This is a genomic window from Amycolatopsis antarctica, assembly GCF_002262875.1.
Taxonomy (GTDB): domain Bacteria; phylum Actinomycetota; class Actinomycetes; order Mycobacteriales; family Pseudonocardiaceae; genus Amycolatopsis; species Amycolatopsis antarctica.
Genome location: NZ_NKYE01000004.1, coordinates 247,222 through 267,146 on the forward strand (window position 1 = coordinate 247,222; position 19,925 = coordinate 267,146).

The following is a 19,925-nucleotide window of genomic DNA, read 5'->3' on the forward strand; positions in this document are numbered from 1 at the left end:
GTCAGCGGCGTGCTTCGTGCGCGATCAGCCAGCGCTTGACGTCGAGACCCCAGCGGAAACCGCCGAGCGCCCCGCCGATGCGCAGCACCCGATGGCACGGCACGAACAACGCCGCGGCGTTGCGCGCGCACGCCGAGGCCGCCGCCCGGATCGCGGCCGGTCGTCCGGAGAGCGCTGCGTAGTCGCTGTAGGTCACGGGTTCGCCCGGCGGCACGGTCCGCAGCACCTCCCAGGCATGTTGCAGGAACTCGCCGGAACGCTGCCGTACCACGATGCCGTCGATCGCCCCGATCTCGCCGCGGTGGTAGTCGCGGATCGCCGTGCTCACCGGCCCGAGGTCGCGCCGGACGCGCAGTTCCGTCGGGCGCAGGCTCGGTGAGATCACCGTCGTGAGGTCCTCGGTGCGCGCGGTCCAGCCCGAGCCGAGGACGGCACCGTCGCCGGTGACGATGGCGGTGAACGGGCCGACCGGTGTGTCCACTGTGGACGTGTACGCGATGCTCATCGGATCTTTGCCTTTTCCTTCGGGGTTTCCGGAGTGCTCAGTGCGGACGCGCGCCACAGGTACATGCCCGCGTAGGAGCGCCACGGCCGCCAGCCGCGGGCGGCTTCGGTGAGCCCGGCGACGTCATCGGGCAGGCCGAGTGCGGCGGCGCCCTTGCGCAGCACCAGGTCCCCGGTGAGCAGGACGTCGGGCGTCCCGAGCATCCGCATGAGGACGTAGTCGGCGGTCCACGGCCCGATCCCGGGCAGCGCCAGCAGCTCCTCGCGCAACTGACCGGGATCGCATCCGACGTGCAGTTCGAGGTCACCGGACGCGACGGTCGCGGCGAACGCCAGGATCGACTCGACCCGCCTGCGCGGACCGCGCAGCACCTCGTGGCCGCGTTCGGCGATCACCGTCGCGCCGGGGAAGACGGTGGTCAGCGCGTCCGGTCCGGTTCCGCCGGGCAGGGGCAGCCGGTCGCCGAGTTCCGTCGCGAGCCGCGCCGCGGCCGTCCTGGCCGCGGCGACCGAGACCTGCTGCCCGAGCATCGCCCTGATCCCCAGCTCGACGCCGTCGACCGCGCCGGGTACGCGGATGCCGGGCGTCGCCGTCACCACCGGGGCGAGTGCCGGATCGGCGCCCAGCGCCCTGCCGACGGCGACCGGGTCGGCGTCGAGGTCGAGCAGCCGCCGCACCCTGGCGACCGCGCTGCCGAGGTCGCGCACGTCGGCGAGCAGCAGCGCGCACCGTACGTGCCCGTCGGCGGGTTCGAGGCGCACCGTGGCCGAGCCGTGCGGCAGGCGCAGCGTCCGCCCGTACGCCGTGATCCCCCCGCCGGTCCTGGTCACCGATTCCACGCCGGGCACCGCGCGGTGCGCGAAGAACGCGAGCGTGCCCTCGGCGTCGAACGGCGGGCGGAACGGCAACCGCAGGGTCAACCGGACGCCGGGGCCGGCCTCGTCACCGGCGGGTCCGGGGCCCCGTTTCGCGCCGCCGCGCAGCGCGGTCGGTGTGCGGTCGAAGACCTCGCGGATGGTGTCGTTGAACTGCCGCACGCTGGCGAACCCGGCGGCGAAGGCGATGTCGGCGAACGGCATCGCGGACAGTTCGATGAGCAGGCGCGCCGAGTGGGCGCGGTGTGCGCGCGCGAGTGCGAGTGGGCCGGCACCGACTTCGGTGCCCAGTACCCGGCCGAGCTGTCGTTCCGAGTAGCCGAGCCTGCGCGCCAGGCCGGGTACGCCCTCCCGTTCCACCGTCCCGTCGCCGATCAGCCGCATGGCACGGGCGGCGAGGTCGGCGCGGACGTTCCACTCCGGGGAACCGGGGACGGCATCCGGCAGGCAGCGGCGGCAGGCACGGAAACCACTCGTCTGGGCGGCCGCCGACGTCGGGTAGAAGCGAACGTTCTCCGACTTCGGGGTGACGGCGGGGCAGGACGGCCTGCAGTAGATGCCGGTGGTGCGCACGGCGACGATGAACTGCCCGTCGAAGCGCGCGTCCCGGGAAGCGACCGCGCGATAGCAGCGTTCCGGGTCACGCCAGAGGGACCGCGTCCCGCTGCCGGGTGCCGCCGTCGGATTCGCCATGGGCACGATCCTGCCACCGGCAGGACACCGTCACTGGCGGGAATCCGACACGGCCGTGCAGGGGCGGGTGGCGGGCGGGCTGCGCGGAGCCCGAATCCTCCCGTACGGTCGGGTTCATGAGCACACGCACGCGTTCCTTCCGTACGTTCGCCGCGATTCTCGGTGCCACCGGTGCCATCTCCTTCGCCGCCTCCTGCGACGAGGCCGCGCCCCAGGACGACACCCAGCAGGAGGACGGCGGCGGTCAGCAGCAGGACGGCGACCAGCAGGACGACCAGCAGGACGATGACCAGCAGGACGACCAGCAGGGCGGCCAGGACGACGACCAGAACGAGCAGGACGGCGAGGACGGCGACGACGGCTGATCGGGGCCCGGGGCGCTACCCGTAGACTGCCCTTCCGTGAGCCTGACCCTCGGCATCGTCGGCCTGCCCAACGTCGGCAAGTCCACTTTGTTCAACGCCCTGACGCGCAACGACGTCCTCGCCGCGAACTACCCGTTCGCCACCATCGAGCCGAACGTCGGTGTCGTCCCGCTGCCCGATCCGCGGCTGGATCGCCTGGCCGAGGTGTTCGGCTCGGCGAAACTGGTGCCCGCCGTCGTGTCCTTCGTGGACATCGCGGGCATCGTCAAGGGCGCGTCCGAGGGCGCCGGGCTGGGCAACAAGTTCCTCGCGAACATCCGCGAGGCCAACGCCATCTGCCAGGTCATCCGGGTCTTCGACGACGAGGACGTGGTGCACGTCGACGGGCGCATCGACCCCTCGTCGGACATCGAGACGATCAATACCGAGCTGATCCTCGCCGACCTGCAGACGCTGGAGAAGGCTCTGACGCGACTGGAGAAGGAGGCGCGCACCAAGAAGGAGGCCCGCCCGGCCTTCGAGGAGGCGCGCAAGGCGAAGGAGATCCTCGACGGGGGTCGCACGCTTTTCGCCGCACAGAAGGAAATCGACGGTGACCTGCTGCGCGAGCTGAGCCTGCTCACCACGAAGCCGTTCCTGTACGTGTTCAACGCCGACGAGGGCGTGCTCAGCGACGAGGCCAAGCGTGCCGAGCTGACCGAGCTGGTGGCACCCGGCGACGCCGTGTTCCTCGACGCGAAGGTCGAGGCGGAACTGCTCGAACTCGACGATGAGGAGTCCGTGCGCGAACTGCTCGAGTCGGTCGGCCAGGACGAGCCCGGCCTGAACGCGCTCGCCCGTGCCGGTTTCCACACGCTCGGCCTGCAGACCTACCTCACGGCGGGTCCGAAGGAGGCCCGGGCGTGGACGATCCCCAAGGGCGCCACCGCGCCGCAGGCGGCGGGCGTCATCCACACCGACTTCGAGCGCGGCTTCATCAAGGCCGAGATCGTCTCCTACGACGACCTGATGGACGCGGGCAGCATGGCCGCCGCCCGCGCCGCTGGCAAGGTCCGTATGGAAGGCAAGGACTACTCGATGGCCGATGGCGACGTGGTCGAGTTCCGCTTCAACGTTTAACGCACCGGGGACTCGCGCCTTCTCGCTCCCGTACGCAATCTACGACGACTCTGCTCGCCATATCGGCTCACTGTGACTGGTATGCTCGTCATAGGATGAGGAGAAGTCATGGTTGGATACCGGATCGACCGGCAGATCGTCGCCTTCGGCGAGCACGTGCGCGGGTGGCGCATGGTCCTGGGCCTGACGGCGCAGCAGGTAGCCGAGCGCGCGGACATCACGAGGGATACTCTCCGCAAAATCGAGACCGGAGATCCGAGTGTGAGCTTCCGCAACGTCGCCCAGGTCCTCCGCGCGCTCGGCGTGCTCGACCAGGTTGTCGACGTGATCGACCCGCTCAGCAGCGACATCGGCCGACTGCGCGCTGGCAGTCTCGCGAAGAGGCGCGCGCGATGACCAGCGTCGAGGTCTTCGCCGACGAGGCCGGGCGCATCAGGCCGGTGGCCCAGGCGCACTTCACCCGGACGCGCGGCCAGATATCCACCACGTTCCTCTACGATCCCGGCTACCTCTCGGGTGACGGCATGGGCATCGACCCCGCGCTGCCCCTCGTGTCCGGCTCGCAGCACCAGAGCGGGCTTGTCCGTGCCTTCGCCGACAGCGCCCCCGACCGATGGGGCCGCAACCTCATCGAGAAGGCGGAGCGGATACGAGCCCGCGAGGAGGGCAGAGCGCCCCGGCGGCTCGACGATCTCGACTTCCTTCTTGGGGTCAGCGACGACACCCGCCAGGGTGCTCTGCGGTACCGCCTGCCAGGCCACGAGGAGTTCCTCGGGAGGCCATCGAGTGTTCCCCGGCTCATCTCGTTGCCGCAGCTGCTGCATGCCTCCGACGAGCTGGCGGCCGATGACGATCCTGCAGTGGCCGTCAAGCAGCTCCTCGACACCGGGACCACGGGACTGGGCGGCGCGCGGCCGAAGGCCTCCGTGCGCATCGAAGACGGAAGCCTGGCGATCGCGAAGTTCCCGCACTCCAGCGACGGGTGGGACGTCATGGCGTGGGAGGCGACCGCGCTGGACCTGTTGGAGAGCGCGGGGATCCGTGCGCCGCAGCGCCGACTGACGCGCGTGGGAGAGCGCAGCGTGCTGATCCTGCGCAGGTTCGACCGCACGAGCGGCGGAGACCGCATCGGCTACATCAGCGCCATGACCGCGACCGGCTCCAAGGACGGCGAGCACCGGGACTACGCCGACATCGCCGAGGCGATGCGGGACCTGTCGCGCTCGCCAAGGGCGGACCATCACGAGCTCTATGACCGCGTCGTCGCCAGCGTCGCGCTCGGCAACACCGACGACCACCTCCGCAATCACGGATTCCTGGCCGATCACGGCTCGTGGACGCTGAGCCCCGTGTTCGACGTGAACCCGACCCCGGATCAGTGGAGGGGCCGCTCGACTTCGATCATGGGAGCCGACGCGCAACCCGACGAGGTTGACGGCCTGCTGGCCCTCGCCGAGGACTGCAGCCTGACGGTCGACCAGAGCCGCGAGAGGATGCGGGGCATCGCCTCGGCGCTGATTGGCTGGCGCGAGCAGGCACGGAAGCACCGGATCGGCGAGCGCGAGATCGCCATGATGGCCGAGTCGATCGACCCACGCTTGGAAGCTGTCGCCAAGGCCGGCCGAACCTGAACTTCAGGTTCGACGTTCGAGCAGCAATCAATCATGATACCGGAGTGGTATCATTGTCTTGTGGCGATGACGTTGAGGCTGAACGACGAGCAGGAACGTGCTCTGGCCATGCTCGCCGAGGTCAATGGGGTGAGCAAGCACGAAGCGGTGGTGCGGGCGATCACCGAGGCCGCCGCTCGGTCCGTCCGTGACGACCGGGTGCGGGCCCTGTCCCGGGACGGGCGCCCGAGGTACGCCGCATTGCTCGATCGTCTGGCGCAGTGAAGATCGAATATCTGACGCTGGACGACCTGCTCGCGCTCGCGGCTGATCTGGGTGTGTCCCGCGTCCGGGACCTGGGGCTACTCGACGCGGCGGCACATCGGCCGCAGTCTTCGCTGATGGGGCAGGACGCTTACCCGAGCCTGGACGAGAAGGCAGCGGTTCTCCTGGAGTCGCTCGTCCGCAATTATCCGCTCGCGGATGGCAACAAGCGACTGGGCTGGATGGCCGTCTTCGTTTTCTACGGCCTCAACGGCGTCGACCTGGAGGCACCCGAGGGCGACGCGTACGACCTCGTGATCGCGACGGCGACCGGTGCGATTGCCTACGGCGAGGTCGCGCGAAGCCTGGCGAGGTGGACTTGCGCAGTCGTTGCACCACCGCGGAATCCGGTCAAGCTCCGCTTCAACGTCTGAGTTCTCGCCTCGGAGTTGATCATGGTGTCAAGCATTCATGGCGATGACCTTGAGGCTGAACGAGGAGCATGAGCGCGCCCTGGCGATGCTCGCTGAAGCCAACGGGGTGAGCAAGCACGAAGCGGTCGTGCGGACGATCACCGAGGCCGGGGCCAGGTCGGTTCGCGACGATCGGATTCGCGTTCTGTCGCAGGACGGGCGCAATCGGTACGCCTCGTTGCTTGATCGCCTGGCACAGTGACGTTCGAGTACCTGACTTCTGGAGGACCTGCTTGCCGTTGCGGTCCACCCGAATGTCTCTCGGGTTCGGGATCTGGGGTTACTCTACGCGGCGGCGCATCGGCCGCAGTCCTCGCCGATGGGCAGGACGCCTGTCCGGGCCTGCACGAGAAGGCCGCGGTCCTGCCGGGATCGGTCGTTCGCAATTGCCCGCTCATCAACGGCGACGAGCGGCTGGGTTGGATGGCGGTCTTCGTTTTCCATGGTCTCAACGGCGTTGATCCGGAAGCGCCCGACGATGACGCGTACGACCTCGTAATCGCGACCGCTACCGGTGCGGCCGCCTATGACGAGGTCGCCGCGAGTCTTTCGGAATGGACTCGGGCAGAGTCACCCCGCCACGGAAACCGCTCCAGTCTCGCTCACCGTGCCGAGTAGATCGGCCACAGACGCCACGCGGCCGAGCGCGCTCGAGGTGGCCTCCGGTAATTCGGTGGCCCGCCGTGCGTCCGGGCGCTTACGTTCCGGTCATGCCTGATGCCATCTACGCGCAGCGTCGTCTTGCCGAGATCTACGATCCGCTGGACCCCGATCGCGGTGATCTGGACGCCTACGCGGCGATGGTGGAGGAGTTCGGCGCGCGCAGTGTGCTCGACATCGGTTGCGGGACAGGCACTTTCGCCTGCCTGCTGGCGTTGCGCGGGATCGGCGTCGTCGGCGTCGATCCCGCGGCGGCCTCACTGGAGGTGGCGCGCACCAAGCCCGGCGCGGACCGGGTGCGCTGGCTGCACGGGGACGCGACGGCCCTGCCACCGCTGCGGGTCGACCTCGCCACCATGACCGCGAACGTCGCGCAGGTGTTCGTGACCGACGAGGAGTGGGACGCGACGCTGCGGGGGACGCATGCCGCCCTGCGGCCGGGCGGGCGACTGGTGTTCGAGGTCCGGGACCCGGCGAAGCGTGCCTGGCTCACCTGGAACCGCGAGCAGCGGCACAACCGGGTGGACATCCCCGAGGTGGGCGTCGTGGAGAGCTGGGCGGACCTGACCGACGTCCGGGACGGCCTCGTCTCCTTCCGCCACACCTTCGTGTTCGAGGCCGACGGTTCCGTGCTGACCTCCGACTCGACCCTGCGGTTCCGGGAACGGGAGGAGGTCGCCGATTCGCTCACGGCGGCCGGCTTCACCGTCGACGAGGTCCGGGACGCGCCGGACCGGCCCGGCCGCGAGTTCGTCTTCCTCGCCCACCGCCCCGTCTGAACCCGGCTCATACCACTTCGCAGCCGAACGGAGTTGACGCCATTTGGCGGCGCGTGGTTGGCGTATCCGGCTCTATCCCGGTCCGATCTTGTCCAGCACAGTAATGCGGTCAGATTCCAACTGGGAGGGTCCGTAGACAGCCGGATAGTCGCCACCCCGGTGGCCGTGGCCTCCTTGGCACGCAACGGCATCGGCCGGTCGGACGGACGCCACGGAAGAAAGCGGTACGAGCATGAACACTCTCGACGTCAACGAGCCCACCGCCATCGACCGCCTGGAGCAGGTGCAGGCCGTCGTTGCGGACCTGTACCAGACCCCCGGCTGTCTCGCCTGCGGCAAGCTCAGCTTCACGCTGGACGCCCTTGAGCCGGTGAACGGCAACTAGGAGATGCACGGCATGCCCGCGCCGACCGGTTCGCTCTCGTCCACGGCGACTTCCGGGCCGTCGTGGCCGGAGCCGGCCGGGGTGGGCATGTCCTTCCTGCCGTCCCGGCCCGACCTGGTCACCGAGCTGCTGCCCTCGGCCGACTATGTGGAGATGGGTCCCGAGCTGTTCGCCAGGGCCACCGGCGACGAACGGATCGCCTTCGACACCGAGGCCGCGGAGGCGGCGCTGCGGCTGGCCGGTGACCTGCCCGTGGTCCTGCACGGCCTCGAACTGTCCATCGGATCGGCACACGGGTGGAACGAGGTCGCGCTGCACTGCCTCGACCGTTTCCTGGAACTGCGCGAGGTGCTCTGGCACAGCGAGCATCTCAACTTCCTGAACACCACGGCCGCCGACGGCTCGGTGATCGAGCTGGGGCTGCCGATGCCGCTGCCGTTCACCGCGGAGTGCGCCGAGCTCGTCGCTACGCGCGCCGACCTGGTGATGGATCGCTACGGGATGATGTTCCTGCTGGAGAATCCGGCGAACTATCTGCCGGACCTGCCGCGCGACCCGGGCTGGGACGAACCGGCGTTCCTCACCGCGATCACCGAGCGCAGCCGCGGCGGCCTGCTTCTCGACCTCTACAACCTGTGGACGAACTGCGTGAACCACCGGCTGGATCCGCAGGAACTGCTCGCGCGCATGCCCCTGGACCGGGTGGTGGAGATCCACGTGGCCGGGGGCGAGGAACGCGACGGCCTGCTGCTCGACTCGCACAGTGCCGCGGTGCCGGATCCGGTGTGGCGGATGCTGGAGACGGTGGTGCCGAAGGCTTCCCGGCTGGCCGGGGTGACGGTCGAAGTGCTCGACGTCTACGCGGGCAAGCTGGGCGCGGATGCCATCGGCGAGCAACTGGCGACGGCCCGCTCCATCTGGGACGCCCGGTGACCGGCACCCCCGACCTGGCGACCTGGCAGCGGGACATCAGTGCCGCGCTGCTCGAAGGGGCACCGCGGGACGCGCCCGCGGACGGCACCCCGGCCGAACGTTCAGGCTGGGCGATCACGACGGCGCTCTACCGCCAGTGGCGCGTCTTCCGGTTGCGGTCGGTCGCGCCGTTGACGCTCGCCGCCCTCCGCGATCAGGCCGATGTGGTGGTCGCCGCCTACCTGGCGGCGAATCCGGGATCCACCTCGTACGCGGCGACCGACGCCGAGGGCTTCCTGCGCTTCGCCGTGCGGACGATCCCGGATGACGTGCACCTGGCGGAGATCGCCGCGCTGGAGCGGGACTTCCTCACCGCGCGCCTGCCGGCCGAGGTGGAGGATCCGCCGCCCCCGGGGACGTTGCGCCGGGCGTGCCGGGCCGGGATCCGCGAGGCGCGGTTCGATCCGCATCGACTGCTGCTCTGGCTGGCAGGGCGCGGGGAGCAGCCCGAAGCGGAACCGGCCGGGCTGAAGATCCTGGTCGCCCCGGGGCTGCCCGGCTGGGTCCGGGTGGCCACGGCGGACGAGGTGGAACTGTGGGATTCGCTGGCCGCGGGCCGGGCTGCCGGTTCGCTTCCGGCCGGGCTGGGCGAGGCGCTCGGCGAACTGGTCCGGGCGGGTGCGGTGACCGCGTCCGGCTGAGTCCGTACGGCTCAGCCGAGCACGGTCCGGTTCCGCAGTCCCATACCCTGCACGGCCGTCAGGCCGAGCCGTTCGTAGTAGGGCCGGAGTTCGGCGTCGCAGACCAGGTCGACCGAGTACACATCGTCGAGCTGGGTGAGGATGCGCCGTACGAGCTCGCCGCCGATGCCCTGCCCCTGGTGCTCGGGAAGCACTTCGAGCCATGGGACGAACGCGGTGAGGACGCCGTCGCCGATGGCGTTGACGAAACCGGCGACGCGACCGGACCCGGCCCGCGCGACGACCACACGGTGACTGCCGCGGAGCGCGGCGAGATGTTGTGCGGGCGTCGGCGGACTGGGCCAGCCGACGAAGAAACCTCGCAGATCGTCGGCGGTGATCGCCGACAGATCGTCCTGATAAGTGATCACCGGGGAATCATGCCCCCGGACGATCAGCCCGCGGCGCCCAGCAGGATCACGCTGAGCAGGGTCACGGTCGTCGCGAGGACGGTGACCCAGGTGCGCTGAGCGGCGGAGAGGGCGGGGGCGGTGGTGCTGTTCATGGCGGCTTCCAAACACGCGTAGACGGCGCTTCTCGTGGGTGAGAGCGCGTCGATCTTCTTGGGTGTTACCAGAATTTCGGGACTGTAAGGCGGATCACGCCCGGGTCAGCGGATCTCGGCGGCACGCGCCTTCGCGGTGAACCACATGACCGCGCCCGCGGCGGCGATCATGATCACGAAGGCGATGCTGCCGACGACGATCGCCTGCGTCGCGTCGTCCGTGCCGGTCGCCGCCTGCTCCTGCTCGACCGCGGCCGTGGCCGGGAACGTCCAGCCGAACAGCACGAGCAGCGTCGCGCTCAGCACTGTCGCGACCGCGGCCACCCGGGGCCGTCCCCAACGGCGTGCGGATTCGCGGATGGTCGAGAAACCCTTACCCTGCAACAAGATTCTTCCATTCACATGGTTGAAGTGTGTTTACTTCCACCGGTGTAACGCACGGGACCGCGGATTCGTTGCCCGGGCCGACGAAGTCACACGGAAGAGATCGCCTCGTCGATCCGCGCGGCGAGTGCGGTGTCCTTCTCGGTGAGCCCGCCCTCGGAGTGGGTGCTGAGGGTGAAGGTCAGGGTGCGCCAGCGGATGTCGATGTCCGGGTGGTGCTGCGCGGTCTCCGCGCGTTCGGCGACGACGTTCACCACCTGGATCGCCTGCGGGAAATCGGCGAGCTCGGCGGTGCGGGTGATGGAGTCGCCCTCGCGGCTCCACGCGCCGAGCCCGGCGAGCGCTGTCTCGATCTGGGTGTCGGTGAGCAGGTCTGCCATCGGTCTGCCTTTCGTCGTCGCGTTCCGCCCGCGCCGGGACGGCGGTGTGGGCGGATGTCTCGATCCGCCGTCACCAATGGTGGGCCCCGGAGAGGTAGGCTGCATGTTCGCCACGGGAGTCCGGTACGCCGGGCTGAGAGGCGGGCCTGGCCCGCGACCGTTCGCACCTGATCCGGATCATGCCGGCGCAGGGAGGGCACATCGCCGTCCTTGTCCGCCGGGGCATAGGAGTGGCTATGACTTCCCCCCGACGTGTTCGTCCCAGCGGCGGCGGTCCGGCGCGGCTGCGTACCGGGCTCGCACTGGGCCTGACCGCGATCGTGGCGAGTGGCTGCACGCTGTTCGCCGCGGAGGAACCGCAGGGTGGTGGCGGTGGCGCGGTGGTGAAGCTGGTGACGCACGAGTCGTTCTCGGTGCCGCAGGAGATCCTCGATGCCTTCGCCCAGCAGTCCGGCATCCGGATCGAGGTGCTGAAGGAGGGCGACGCGGGGGCGCTGACGAACAAGCTGGTGCTGACGAAGGCCAACCCGATCGCCGACGTGGCCTACGGGGTCGATTCGACGTTCGCCTCCCGCGCGCTCGACGAGGGCGTGTTCGCGCCCTACACCAGCCCGGAGGGTGACCGGGGTGCGCAGCGCTTCGCGGTGGACGGTTCGCAGGGGCTGTCCGCGGTGGATCTCGGTGACGTGTGCGTGAACGTCGACTCGGCGTGGTTCGCGGAGAAGGGACTGCCCGAGCCGACCGGGTACGAGGACCTGCTCAAACCGGAGTACAAGGACCTGACGGTGGTGGAGAACCCGGCCACGTCCTCGCCTGGGCTGGCGTTCCTGCTCGGCACGGTGGCGGAGTACGGCGAGCAGGGCTGGGCGGACTACTGGACGAAACTGAAGGGCAACGGGGTGAAGGCGGTCGCGGGCTGGACGGAGGCGTACTCGCAGGAGTTCTCCGGTTCGGCCGGGAAGGGGCCGCGGCCGATCGCCGTCTCCTACGCCTCCTCGCCCGCCGCCGAGGTCGGCGCGGACGGGGTCGCGCCGACGAAGGCGCTGCTGGACACCTGTTACCGGCAGGTCGAGTACGCCGGGGTGCTGGCGGGCGGCGCGCAGCCGGAGACGGCGGGCAAGGTCGTGGACTTCCTGTTGTCCCAGCAGTTCCAGGCGATCCTCGCGGAGAACATGTACGTCTACCCGGCCCGTGAGGGAGTGGAGTTGCCCGCCACCTGGGCGACGGCCGCACCGCTGCCCGCGGAACCGGCCTCGCTGCCCGGTGAGACGGTGCAGGCCGGGCGGGAGCGGTGGGTCGAGCAGTGGCGCGGGCTGCTGGAGGGCTGAGGCCGGGAGCCGGGACGGCGCTGCTGGCGCTGGCGCCGATCGGTTTCCTGGTCGTCTTCTTCGCCTGGCCCGTGGTCGCGATCGTCGGCCTCGGGGTCGGCGACGGGGGCGTGGCCGAGGCGCTGGGGCAGGCGCAGACGTGGCGGCTCGCCGGTTTCACCGTGGGGCAGGCGGCGGCGTCGACGGTGGTCGCGGTGCTGGCGGGGATGCCGGTGGCGTTCCTGCTGGCGCGCACGCGACTGCGCGGGGCCGGCGTGGTGCGGGTGCTGGTGCTGATCCCGTTCGTGCTGCCGACGGTCGTCGTCGGGCTGGCGTTCAAGGCGCTGTGGCCGGACGGCGGGGTGGGCGCGATCGTGCTGGCGAACTCGTTCTTCAACGTCGCGGTGGTGGCGCGCACGGTCGCCGGGCTGTGGTCGCATCTCGATCGTCGCGCCGAGGACGCGGCCAGGGCACTGGGAGCCTCGCGCTGGCGGGCGTTCCGCGGGGTCACCCTGCCCGCGCTGGTGCCCGCGATCGGTTCGGCGGCGGCGGTCGTCTTCCTGTTCTGCGCCACTAGTTTCGGTGTCGTGCTGATGCTGGGCGGGACGCGGTACCGGACGCTGGAGACCGAGATCTACCTGCGCACGGTCAACCTGCTCGACCTCTCCGGTGCGGCGGCGCTGTCGCTGGTGCAGCTCGCCGCCGTGGTCGCGGCGCTGGCGGTCGGTGCGCTGGCCCGCGGGCGCCGGGAGTCGGCGGCGCGGCTGCGGTCGGTGGCGGAGACGGCACGGCCACCGGAGCGCGGCGAGTGGTGGGTGGTCGGTGCGGCGCTGGCCGTGGTGGCCCTGTTGCTGGCGCCGATCGCCGCGCTGTTGCTGCGTTCGGTGTCCGGGCCGGACGGCTGGTCGCTGGCCGGGTACCGCGCGCTGGCGGGCCGGGGAGCTGACGGCACCTTGCAGGTCTCCGGCTGGGACGCGGCGCTCAACTCGCTGCGCACCGCCTCGGACGCCACGATGCTCGCGCTCGTGGTGGGCCTGCTGGCGGCCGTGGTGCTGGTGTCGCTGCGGCGAGCGCCCGGCCGGCTGCGCGGCGGGATGGCCGAGACGATGGACGCCGCGCTGATGCTGCCGCTGGGCGTGTCGGCGGTGACGGTCGGCTTCGGCTACCTGGTGACGCTCGACGCGCTGCCCGGTGACCTGCGCACCTCGCCGCTGCTGGTGCCGTTCGCGCAGGCGCTGGTGATCATGCCGCTGATCGTGCGGATGGTGCTGCCCGTGCTGCGTTCGGTGGACGGCCGCTTGCGGCAGGCCGCCGCGACGCTCGGCGCGGGCCCGGTGCGGGTGTGGCGGGAGGTCGACGTGCCGCTGGTGTTCCGCTCGGTGCTGGCCGCGGCGGGCTTCGGCTACGTCGTGGCGCTCGGCGAGTTCGGGGCCACCAGTTTCCTGGCGCGGCCGGAGTCGCCGACGCTGCCGGTGGCGATCGCCTCGCTGATCGGCAGGCCGGGGGCGCTGAACGTGCAGATGGCGTACGCGGCGTGCGTTCTGCTGATGCTCGTCACGGCGGCCGTGGTGACGGTGATCGACCGGCTCGGGAACGCCCCGGGCCGTGGCGCGGTAGGGGAGTTCTGACCCATGGCACTGTCCGTGGACGGCCTGACGGTCCGCTTCGGCGGGCTCACCGCGGTCGCCGGAGCGCACCTGGACATCGCCGACGGCGAGGTGCTGGCACTGCTCGGCCCATCCGGTTCCGGCAAGTCGACGCTGCTACGGGCGATCACCGGCCTGGAGCAGATGGCCGCGGGCACCGTCCGCTGGGACGGCGCCGACCTCGCGGCGGTACCGGTGCACCAGCGTGGGTTCGGCCTCGTGTTCCAGGACGGGCAGCTCTTCCCGCACCGGGACGTGGCCGGCAACGTCGCGTTCGGCCTGCGGATGCACGGCGTCGAGCCACGCCGGCGGGCGGAGCGGGTCGCCGAGCTGCTGGAACTGGTGGGCCTGCGTGGATACGAGCGCAGGCGGGTCACGCAGCTTTCCGGCGGCGAGGCGCAGCGGGTGGCACTGGCCCGCGCGCTGGCGCCGGAACCTCGGTTACTGCTGCTCGACGAACCGCTGTCCGGCCTGGACGCGGGCCTGCGCGAACAGCTCGCCTTCGACCTCACCGAACTGCTGCGCCGCACCAAGATCACCACCCTGCTGGTGACCCACGACCAGGAGGAGGCGTTCACGCTGGCCGACCGGGTGGCCGTGCTCGACGGCGGCGAGATCCGGCAGGTGGGCGATGTGGACGACGTGTGGCGCTGCCCGGCGACCGAGCCCGTCGCCCGCTTCCTCGGGGTGACGACGACGCTGGACGCGACCGTGTTCGACGGTGTGCTGCACAGTCCGCTGGGCACCGTCGGCTGGCCGGGGCGCGAGGACGGGACCGTCCGGATCGGCCTGCGCCCCAACGGGGTGCGGGCGTTGCCGGGCGGCGGCGACGGGCTCCCGGCCGAGGTGCTCGGCCGGGCGCACCGCCGCGACCACACCCGGCTGCTCGTCCGCCCCACCGACTGGGAGTCCACAGTGGACGCCGTCGCCGCGTCGAGTGACGATGTGCGCCCCGGCGACCGGGTGCGCCTGCTGCTCGTAGCGGACGGGATGGCCGTGCTGGGCGGCTGATCGGGCCGCCGAAGCGACTCAGCCGTCCTTGGTGGTGAGCCGCGCGTAGGCGATCGAGAGGCCGATCACGATGTAGCAGAACGCGCGCACCGCGCCCTCGGCCAGATCGCCCCCGGGCACCGGATCACGCAGCACGTCGGAGATCGCCGGCCACGACTCGGTGAGCAGGAACGGGTGCAGCCAGCTCAGTGAGTCCAGGATGCCGAGTATCGAGAAGACGATCGTGCCCGCCAGCACCGAGGCCACCACCAGCATCGGATGCTCGGTGCCGGCCGAGATGGCCAGCGCGATCGCGCCCACCGCGCAGAGTTGCAGCGCCACCCAGCCCGCCGCGAGCGCGACCTTCAGCAGGGCCGCGCCGAACGACAGCGTGCTGCCGGACAGGGTGAACAGCGAGCCGGAGCCGTTGATCACCAGCCCGGTGACGATGCCGGTGAGCGACATCAGCAGCACCGAGGCCAGTACGACCGCCGCCACGCCCAGTGCCTTCACGGTCAGCAACCTGCCCCGGCTCACCGGGGCGAGCAGCCAGCCGCGCAGGGTGCCGTGCGCGGTCTCCCCGGCCAGCGCGTCGGCCGAGGCCATCGCCGCGACCAGCGGCAACAACAGGGTGATCGTCAGCATCAGGGCCGCGATCGGCAGCACCAGCGCGTTGCCCGCCGCGGACACCAGCAGGTTCGCCCCCGCGCCCCCGCCTTCTCGTCCGTCGCCACCGCCGCCGCTCGCGGTGGTGTCCACCAGGGTCAGCCCGAGCCCGAGCACGATCGGGATGACGGCCAGCAGCCCCAGCACGACGAGGGTGCGCGGCCGGCGGAAGATCCAGCGCAGTTCGGCCCGCAGCAGCCGGGGGACACCGACCGTGTCGCGGCCGCGCGTGTTCCCCGTCGCCGGGGCGGACGTTGCCGCCGTCGCCGTGGTCATCGGCCCTCCTCCTGGTCGATGCCCGCGGTGTCGGGCTGGGTCAGCCGGGCGAAGAGATCTTCGAGGCCGGTGCGCGCCCTGGTCGCCTCGTGTACCGGCACGCCGGCCAGCACCAGCGTCTCCAGTACGGCGGGAGCGGTGCTGGCCGTCAGATCCGCGCGGACACCGTCCGGGATCAGCCGGCTCGGAATACGCTTGTGCCGCAAGGCTTCCATCGCGGCCGCCGAGTCCGGTGTGGACACCAGAAGGGCCGGGCTGCCCGAGTCGAGCAGTTCACCCAGCTCGCCCTGCGCGACGACGTTGCCGGTGTGCAGCACGGCGACGTGCGTGCAGGTGGCCTCCACCTCGGAGAGCAGATGCGAGGACACCAGCACGGTCACCCCGGCCGCGTGCAGTTCGGCGATGACCCGGCGGATCTCCCGGGTGCCGGACGGGTCCAGGCCGTTCGTCGGCTCGTCGAGCACCACCATCCGCCGGGGTACCAGCAGGGCCGCGGCCAGGCCGAGACGCTGCTTCATGCCCAGCGAGTAGCCCCGGTACCTGCGGTCGGCGGCCCCGGCCAGCCCGACCCGTTCCAGTGCGTCACCGATCGCCGCCGGGGCGTCCGATGTGGACAGTCGTGGTTCGGCGGCGGCCATCCGGCGCAGGTTGTCCCGGCCGGACAGGAACGGGTGGAAACCGGGGCCCTCGACGAGAGCGCCGACGTCGGGCAGCGCGCGGCCCGCCTCCTCCGGCATCGAGTGGCCGAGCAGCCAGGCCTCGCCGTCGGTCGGGCGGATCAGGCCGAGCAGCATCCGGATCGTCGTGGTCTTGCCGGAACCGTTGGGGCCCAGCATGCCGAGCACCGCGCCCTCCGGCACGTCCAGGTCCACCTGGTCCACCGCGACCGTCCGTCCGTAGACCTTGCGCAACCCCCTGGTCCGCGCGGCCAGCGGCGCGGCGGGCGTGGACGCCCCTGCCGGAACGTCCACGCCCGATGCCGAGCCCGATGAGCCCGCCGCCGTGATGGCCGAGGTCACCGGGATCCCAGCGCCTCGATCAGCACCTGCTCCGGAACGGCGCCCACGGCGACCCGGCCGTCCTCGGTGATCAGTGCGGTGGCGACCTTGGTGGTGACGACGTGCCCGGAGCCGAACGCCCCGCTGACCGGCTTGCCGAACTGGTCGAGCAGCGCCTTCGGGTCCATCGGCATGCCCTGCTCCCCGGCGTCATCGTCCCGGTCGCCGCGGCCCTGCGCCGGGGCGCCTGCCATCAGCTCGGCGGGAACGCGAGTGGTGACCACCGTGTCCCAGCCCTCGCCGATGATGCGCGGCGCCTCGATCGGCGCCTGCTCCGGTGCCTTTCCCGGTGCCTGCGCGCCGGGACGCTCGTCCCCTGGCTGCTTCTCCGTGACGGTGGTGCCCTGCGGCGGGGTGAACGCGAACGTCTCGGCGGGCTGCGGGGTGAACTCGACCTCGCTGAAGCCGACCTGCAGCGCCGGATCCGCCGAACCGTTGGCCAGCACCGAGAGCTGCAACGGTGTCCTGGTCGCCGAGTCGACGGCCACCCGAACTTCCCGCAGCAACGTCCGCTCCTCCGGCTTGGGCGTCAGCACCAGCTCGTACGCGGGCCGGTCGGCGACCGTCGCGGTCCCGTCCACCGCCACCGTGCTGGTCGCCCGCACGTGCTCCAGGACCGTCGCGGTGACCTGGGCAGGGTCGGTGATCCGGCCTTCGCCCGCGGCCTGCCCGCGTTTCCCGGCGGAGCCCTCGCCCTCGGGAACGGTGAGCTTCGTGGCGGTGCGATCGGCCGAGTCGTAGTCCCAGACGGTGGCGCCGTCGTGCACGATCGTCCGTTCCGAACCCTCGGACTGCAGGGAGAGCTTGGTCTTGCCCGCCCCGTCGTTGTAGACCCGTGCGGTGCCCGCGGTGAGCGCGTCCAGACCGGGCACGGCGGGCAGGCCGAGCTGGTTGTCCACGGTCACCGTGCCCGCCAGCGCGGACGGTTCCGCCGTCAGCACCGAACTCACCAGTTCCTCGGCGCTCACCGAGGGCAGGGCCGGAGCGTCCTGCGCTCCCGCCGGCATGGCGATGACGGCCAGCCCGGACACCCCCAGCGCCGTACCGGTGAGTGCGGCTGCCACTGCTTTCGTTTTCGTCTTCACGTTTCTCTCCCTGTGTCGGCGAGCACGCTCCTCGACCCTGTGCCAGTGTGCTCGTGTCGCACCGCTCACGCTTCCCTCCCGAGGCTGAGATCGGGCTGAGACCGCCGCCGACGCTGAGAGACCGCTGAGAGCGCGCGCGGCGCCCGCCCGGAAAGTGCATCCTGAGAGCGTGAAACCCCGAGTACTGGTCGTGGACGACGAACCCGGCGTACGCAAGGCACTGCACCGCGGGCTGCGCGCGGAGGGCATGGACGTTGTCACCGCCGCCGACGGGCCGAGTGGGCTGCGCCTCGCCCAGACCGGCGCGTTCGACGTCCTGCTGCTCGACATCATGCTGCCCGGACTCTCCGGATACCGTGTGCTGCAACGACTTCGCGCCGACGGCGTGATCACGCCGGTGCTGCTGGTCTCGGCGAAGGACGGGGAGGTGGACCAGGCCGACGGCCTGGATCTCGGCGCCGACGGCTACCTGGTCAAGCCGTTCTCCTTCGTGGTGCTGGTCGCCCAGCTTCGCGCGGTGCTGCGGCGCGCGGAGTCCGCCGGTTCCCGCGGTTCGCTGCGCATCGGCTCGCTCGAGGTGGACCGGGCGACCCGGGAGGTGCGCTGGGAGGGTGTGCCCGTCGCCTTCAGCCCACGCGAGTTCGCGCTGCTGGAGGTGCTCGCCGGGCGGGTGGGCACCGTCGTCGGCAAGGACGAACTGCTGCGCGCGGTGTGGGGTGACGAGCAGGCCGCCACCCGCAACGTGGTGGAGGTCTACGTCGGCTACGTCCGCCGCAAACTCGACGCCGTGGGGGCGGGCGACCTGGTGCGTACGGTGCGCGGCCACGGCTACCTGGCGTCCGACCAGCACATCGACGATGTGATCGCCCCGGCCGGCCCTGCGTGATGCGCGGCTGGTGGCTGCGCCGGAGCCTGCGGTTCCGCATCACCTCGATGGCCGCCACGGTCACCCTCGTCGTCCTGCTCGGCTTCGCGTTTCTCGCCGGGCGCGGGCTCGGCCCGATGCTCACCGAGTCCACCGACACCGAACTGCGCTCGGCACTGTCCTCGGCGCGCCCGTTCGTCGAGGCGGGCACGGTCGTGCCGGAGTCGCCGACGGTGCGGATACGGGTACTCGACACCGCGGGCACCCCCGTCGACGGCGGCACGGACACCGGGCTCGGTCCACGGGAGGTACGGGCGCTCAAGGCGGGGGAGCCGGTGCGCACCGAGCCGGAGGGCCCCGGCCCCGCCGCGCGGTGGCTCGGCGAGGTGGTCACCGCTCCCGACGGTGCGCAGCGGCTCGTCGTCGGGGCCGCCGGGCTGTTCACCGCGGGCGCGACGACGGAGGGGGCACGATGGCTGCTGCTCGCCGCCTCGGTGGGGGTGTTGCTGGCGGGAGGGGCGACCTGGCTGGTGGTGCGCTCGGCGTTGCGTCCGGTCGGCCGGATGCGCAGGCTGGTCCGCAGGTTGCCGCCCGGTGCGCTGCTGCCGCTGCCGCAGGCGCACGACGAGGTCCGCGATCTGGCGGCCGACTTCAACGCCCTGCTCGCCCGTCAGGAGGAGGTCAACGCCAGGCTGCGCCGGTTCACCGGCGACGCCGCGCACGAACTCCGTTCGCCGGTCGCCTCGATCCGGGTGCAGGCCGAGGTGGCCGTCGCGAATCCGGATCCTGACCTCGCCCAGGAGACCCTCGCCGACGTGCTGGAGGAGGCCGAGCGACTGTCCGTCCTGCTGGACGGGCTGCTGGCGCTGGCCCGTTCGGACGCCGGTGAGGTGACGCCCGGCGAGCCGGTGGAGCTGGTGACCGAGGCGCGGGCGGCCGTCTACCGGCTGCCCGCGGGCTGCCCGCGGGCCCGTGTCACGGCGGCCGTCCCGCACGCGTGGGCGTTCGCCGCCCCGGCCGAGGTCGAGCTGGTGCTGAACAACCTGCTGCGCAACGCCGCCCGGTACGCCCAGGCGCAGATCGTGGTCTCGGTGCTGGCATCCCGTTCCCGGGTGCGGGTGGTGGTCGACGACGACGGTCCCGGGATCGCACCGGAGCACCGGGAACGGGTGCTCGATCGGTTCTACCGGGTTTCCGGCGATCGCGCCCGTACTTCCGGCGGGGCCGGGCTAGGCCTCGCGCTCGTCGCGGAGGCCGTCCGCCGTCGTGGCGGGGAGGTGCGCGTCGGCGAGTCCCCGGAGGGTGGCGCCCGCGTCCAGGTCCACTGGCGCACCCCCTGAACCACCCACCCCGTGTCGCGCGTCTCGGCACCCCGTGTCGGGC

24 protein-coding genes and 1 riboswitch are annotated in these 19,925 nt (G+C 71.4%); of the genes, 16 read left to right on the forward strand and 8 right to left on the reverse strand.

Annotated elements, in window-relative coordinates; translation table 11 throughout:
• Position 1 precedes the first annotated feature (1 nt).
• Both CFN78_RS08985 and CFN78_RS08990 read right to left on the reverse strand, forming a co-directional pair.
• Positions 2 to 505 carry a methylated-DNA--[protein]-cysteine S-methyltransferase gene (locus CFN78_RS08985; RefSeq protein WP_094862165.1) on the reverse strand — a complete coding sequence of 168 codons (504 nt, stop codon included), beginning with the start codon at positions 503 to 505 and terminating at the stop codon, positions 2 to 4.
• Positions 502 to 2,073 (reverse strand): DNA-3-methyladenine glycosylase 2 family protein, encoded by a 1,572-nt coding sequence (locus CFN78_RS08990; RefSeq protein ID WP_094862166.1) that lies wholly within the window; start codon positions 2,071 to 2,073, stop codon positions 502 to 504. The genes CFN78_RS08985 and CFN78_RS08990 overlap by 4 nt, the downstream gene beginning before the upstream one ends.
• 116 nt (positions 2,074 to 2,189) lie before the next feature.
• Between CFN78_RS08990 and CFN78_RS08995 the strand changes: the two genes are divergently transcribed.
• The 11 genes from CFN78_RS08995 (at position 2,190) to CFN78_RS09045 (ending at position 9,341) form a co-directional block, all read left to right on the forward strand.
• Positions 2,190 to 2,438, forward strand: coding sequence for a hypothetical protein (locus CFN78_RS08995; RefSeq protein WP_094862167.1), 249 nt, complete (start codon positions 2,190 to 2,192; stop codon positions 2,436 to 2,438).
• Positions 2,439 to 2,474: 36 nt separating this feature from the next.
• Entirely contained in the window at positions 2,475 to 3,557 is a 1,083-nt protein-coding gene (gene ychF / locus CFN78_RS09000) for a redox-regulated ATPase YchF (RefSeq protein WP_094862168.1), read from the forward strand.
• A gap of 108 nt (positions 3,558 to 3,665) precedes the next feature.
• The gene (locus tag CFN78_RS09005; RefSeq protein WP_094862169.1) at positions 3,666 to 3,953 is read left to right on the forward strand and encodes a helix-turn-helix domain-containing protein; all 288 of its coding nucleotides are present in this window, start codon (positions 3,666 to 3,668) and stop codon (positions 3,951 to 3,953) included.
• On the forward strand, positions 3,950 to 5,188 hold the full coding sequence (locus tag CFN78_RS09010; RefSeq protein ID WP_094862170.1) for a type II toxin-antitoxin system HipA family toxin: 1,239 nt from the start codon (positions 3,950 to 3,952) through the stop codon (positions 5,186 to 5,188). The genes CFN78_RS09005 and CFN78_RS09010 overlap by 4 nt, the downstream gene beginning before the upstream one ends.
• Positions 5,189 to 5,248: 60 nt before the next feature.
• Positions 5,249 to 5,452, forward strand: coding sequence for a CopG family transcriptional regulator (locus tag CFN78_RS09015; protein WP_094862171.1), 204 nt, complete (start codon positions 5,249 to 5,251; stop codon positions 5,450 to 5,452).
• Complete coding sequence (locus CFN78_RS09020; protein ID WP_094862172.1) at positions 5,449 to 5,865, forward strand: type II toxin-antitoxin system death-on-curing family toxin; 417 nt, start codon at positions 5,449 to 5,451, stop codon at positions 5,863 to 5,865. The genes CFN78_RS09015 and CFN78_RS09020 overlap by 4 nt, the downstream gene beginning before the upstream one ends.
• A gap of 37 nt (positions 5,866 to 5,902) precedes the next feature.
• Complete coding sequence (locus CFN78_RS09025; protein ID WP_094862173.1) at positions 5,903 to 6,106, forward strand: CopG family transcriptional regulator; 204 nt, start codon at positions 5,903 to 5,905, stop codon at positions 6,104 to 6,106.
• 508 nt (positions 6,107 to 6,614) lie between these two features.
• Entirely contained in the window at positions 6,615 to 7,343 is a 729-nt protein-coding gene (locus CFN78_RS09035) for a class I SAM-dependent DNA methyltransferase (RefSeq protein ID WP_094862174.1), read from the forward strand.
• Between the two features lie 232 nt (positions 7,344 to 7,575).
• Positions 7,576 to 7,728: a hypothetical protein gene (locus CFN78_RS29105; protein ID WP_165777495.1), complete on the forward strand. Its 153-nt coding sequence runs from the start codon at positions 7,576 to 7,578 to the stop codon at positions 7,726 to 7,728.
• Between the two features lie 12 nt (positions 7,729 to 7,740).
• Positions 7,741 to 8,661, forward strand: a complete 921-nt coding sequence (locus CFN78_RS09040; protein ID WP_165777496.1) for an MbnB/TglH/ChrH family RiPP precursor modification enzyme — start codon at positions 7,741 to 7,743, stop codon at positions 8,659 to 8,661.
• On the forward strand, positions 8,658 to 9,341 hold the full coding sequence (locus CFN78_RS09045) for a hypothetical protein (RefSeq protein WP_094862176.1): 684 nt from the start codon (positions 8,658 to 8,660) through the stop codon (positions 9,339 to 9,341). The genes CFN78_RS09040 and CFN78_RS09045 overlap by 4 nt, the downstream gene beginning before the upstream one ends.
• A gap of 11 nt (positions 9,342 to 9,352) precedes the next feature.
• Here the strand turns inward: CFN78_RS09045 and CFN78_RS09050 are convergent, their stop codons facing one another.
• From CFN78_RS09050 to CFN78_RS09060, 3 genes are all read right to left on the reverse strand, one after another.
• Entirely contained in the window at positions 9,353 to 9,751 is a 399-nt protein-coding gene (locus tag CFN78_RS09050) for a GNAT family N-acetyltransferase (protein WP_205660469.1), read from the reverse strand.
• A gap of 239 nt (positions 9,752 to 9,990) precedes the next feature.
• Positions 9,991 to 10,209, reverse strand: coding sequence for a hypothetical protein (locus tag CFN78_RS09055; RefSeq protein ID WP_094862177.1), 219 nt, complete (start codon positions 10,207 to 10,209; stop codon positions 9,991 to 9,993).
• Positions 10,210 to 10,358: 149 nt separating this feature from the next.
• Positions 10,359 to 10,649 (reverse strand): 4a-hydroxytetrahydrobiopterin dehydratase, encoded by a 291-nt coding sequence (locus tag CFN78_RS09060; RefSeq protein ID WP_094862178.1) that lies wholly within the window; start codon positions 10,647 to 10,649, stop codon positions 10,359 to 10,361.
• Between the two features lie 102 nt (positions 10,650 to 10,751).
• Positions 10,752 to 10,860, forward strand: a riboswitch (TPP riboswitch).
• 25 nt (positions 10,861 to 10,885) lie between these two features.
• Between CFN78_RS09060 and CFN78_RS09065 the strand changes: the two genes are divergently transcribed.
• Genes CFN78_RS09065 through CFN78_RS09075 form a run of 3 tightly spaced genes read left to right on the forward strand, consistent with a single transcriptional unit; the run spans position 10,886 to position 14,613 of the window.
• Positions 10,886 to 11,977, forward strand: coding sequence for a thiamine ABC transporter substrate-binding protein (locus CFN78_RS09065; protein WP_094862179.1), 1,092 nt, complete (start codon positions 10,886 to 10,888; stop codon positions 11,975 to 11,977).
• Positions 11,953 to 13,584: an ABC transporter permease gene (locus tag CFN78_RS09070; RefSeq protein ID WP_420807865.1), complete on the forward strand. Its 1,632-nt coding sequence runs from the start codon at positions 11,953 to 11,955 to the stop codon at positions 13,582 to 13,584. Before CFN78_RS09065 ends, CFN78_RS09070 begins: the two co-directional genes overlap by 25 nt.
• Before the next feature lie 3 nt (positions 13,585 to 13,587).
• Positions 13,588 to 14,613 (forward strand): ABC transporter ATP-binding protein, encoded by a 1,026-nt coding sequence (locus CFN78_RS09075; RefSeq protein ID WP_094862180.1) that lies wholly within the window; start codon positions 13,588 to 13,590, stop codon positions 14,611 to 14,613.
• A gap of 18 nt (positions 14,614 to 14,631) precedes the next feature.
• Here the strand turns inward: CFN78_RS09075 and CFN78_RS09080 are convergent, their stop codons facing one another.
• The 3 genes from CFN78_RS09080 to CFN78_RS09090 are packed head-to-tail and all read right to left on the reverse strand — an operon-like array spanning position 14,632 to position 17,677.
• Positions 14,632 to 15,534, reverse strand: coding sequence for an ABC transporter permease subunit (locus CFN78_RS09080; RefSeq protein ID WP_094862181.1), 903 nt, complete (start codon positions 15,532 to 15,534; stop codon positions 14,632 to 14,634).
• Positions 15,531 to 16,541 carry an ABC transporter ATP-binding protein gene (locus CFN78_RS09085; RefSeq protein ID WP_094862320.1) on the reverse strand — a complete coding sequence of 337 codons (1,011 nt, stop codon included), beginning with the start codon at positions 16,539 to 16,541 and terminating at the stop codon, positions 15,531 to 15,533. The genes CFN78_RS09080 and CFN78_RS09085 overlap by 4 nt, the downstream gene beginning before the upstream one ends.
• Positions 16,542 to 16,549: 8 nt before the next feature.
• A complete protein-coding gene (locus CFN78_RS09090) occupies positions 16,550 to 17,677 on the reverse strand; it encodes a LolA family protein (RefSeq protein WP_094862182.1) in 1,128 nt (375 codons plus the stop codon).
• A 169-nt stretch (positions 17,678 to 17,846) separates the two neighbouring features.
• Between CFN78_RS09090 and CFN78_RS09095 the strand changes: the two genes are divergently transcribed.
• The gene (locus tag CFN78_RS09095) at positions 17,847 to 18,563 is read left to right on the forward strand and encodes a response regulator transcription factor (RefSeq protein WP_094862183.1); all 717 of its coding nucleotides are present in this window, start codon (positions 17,847 to 17,849) and stop codon (positions 18,561 to 18,563) included.
• Positions 18,563 to 19,882 carry a sensor histidine kinase gene (locus tag CFN78_RS09100; RefSeq protein ID WP_094862184.1) on the forward strand — a complete coding sequence of 440 codons (1,320 nt, stop codon included), beginning with the start codon at positions 18,563 to 18,565 and terminating at the stop codon, positions 19,880 to 19,882. The genes CFN78_RS09095 and CFN78_RS09100 overlap by 1 nt, the downstream gene beginning before the upstream one ends.
• Positions 19,883 to 19,925: the final 43 nt, after the last annotated feature.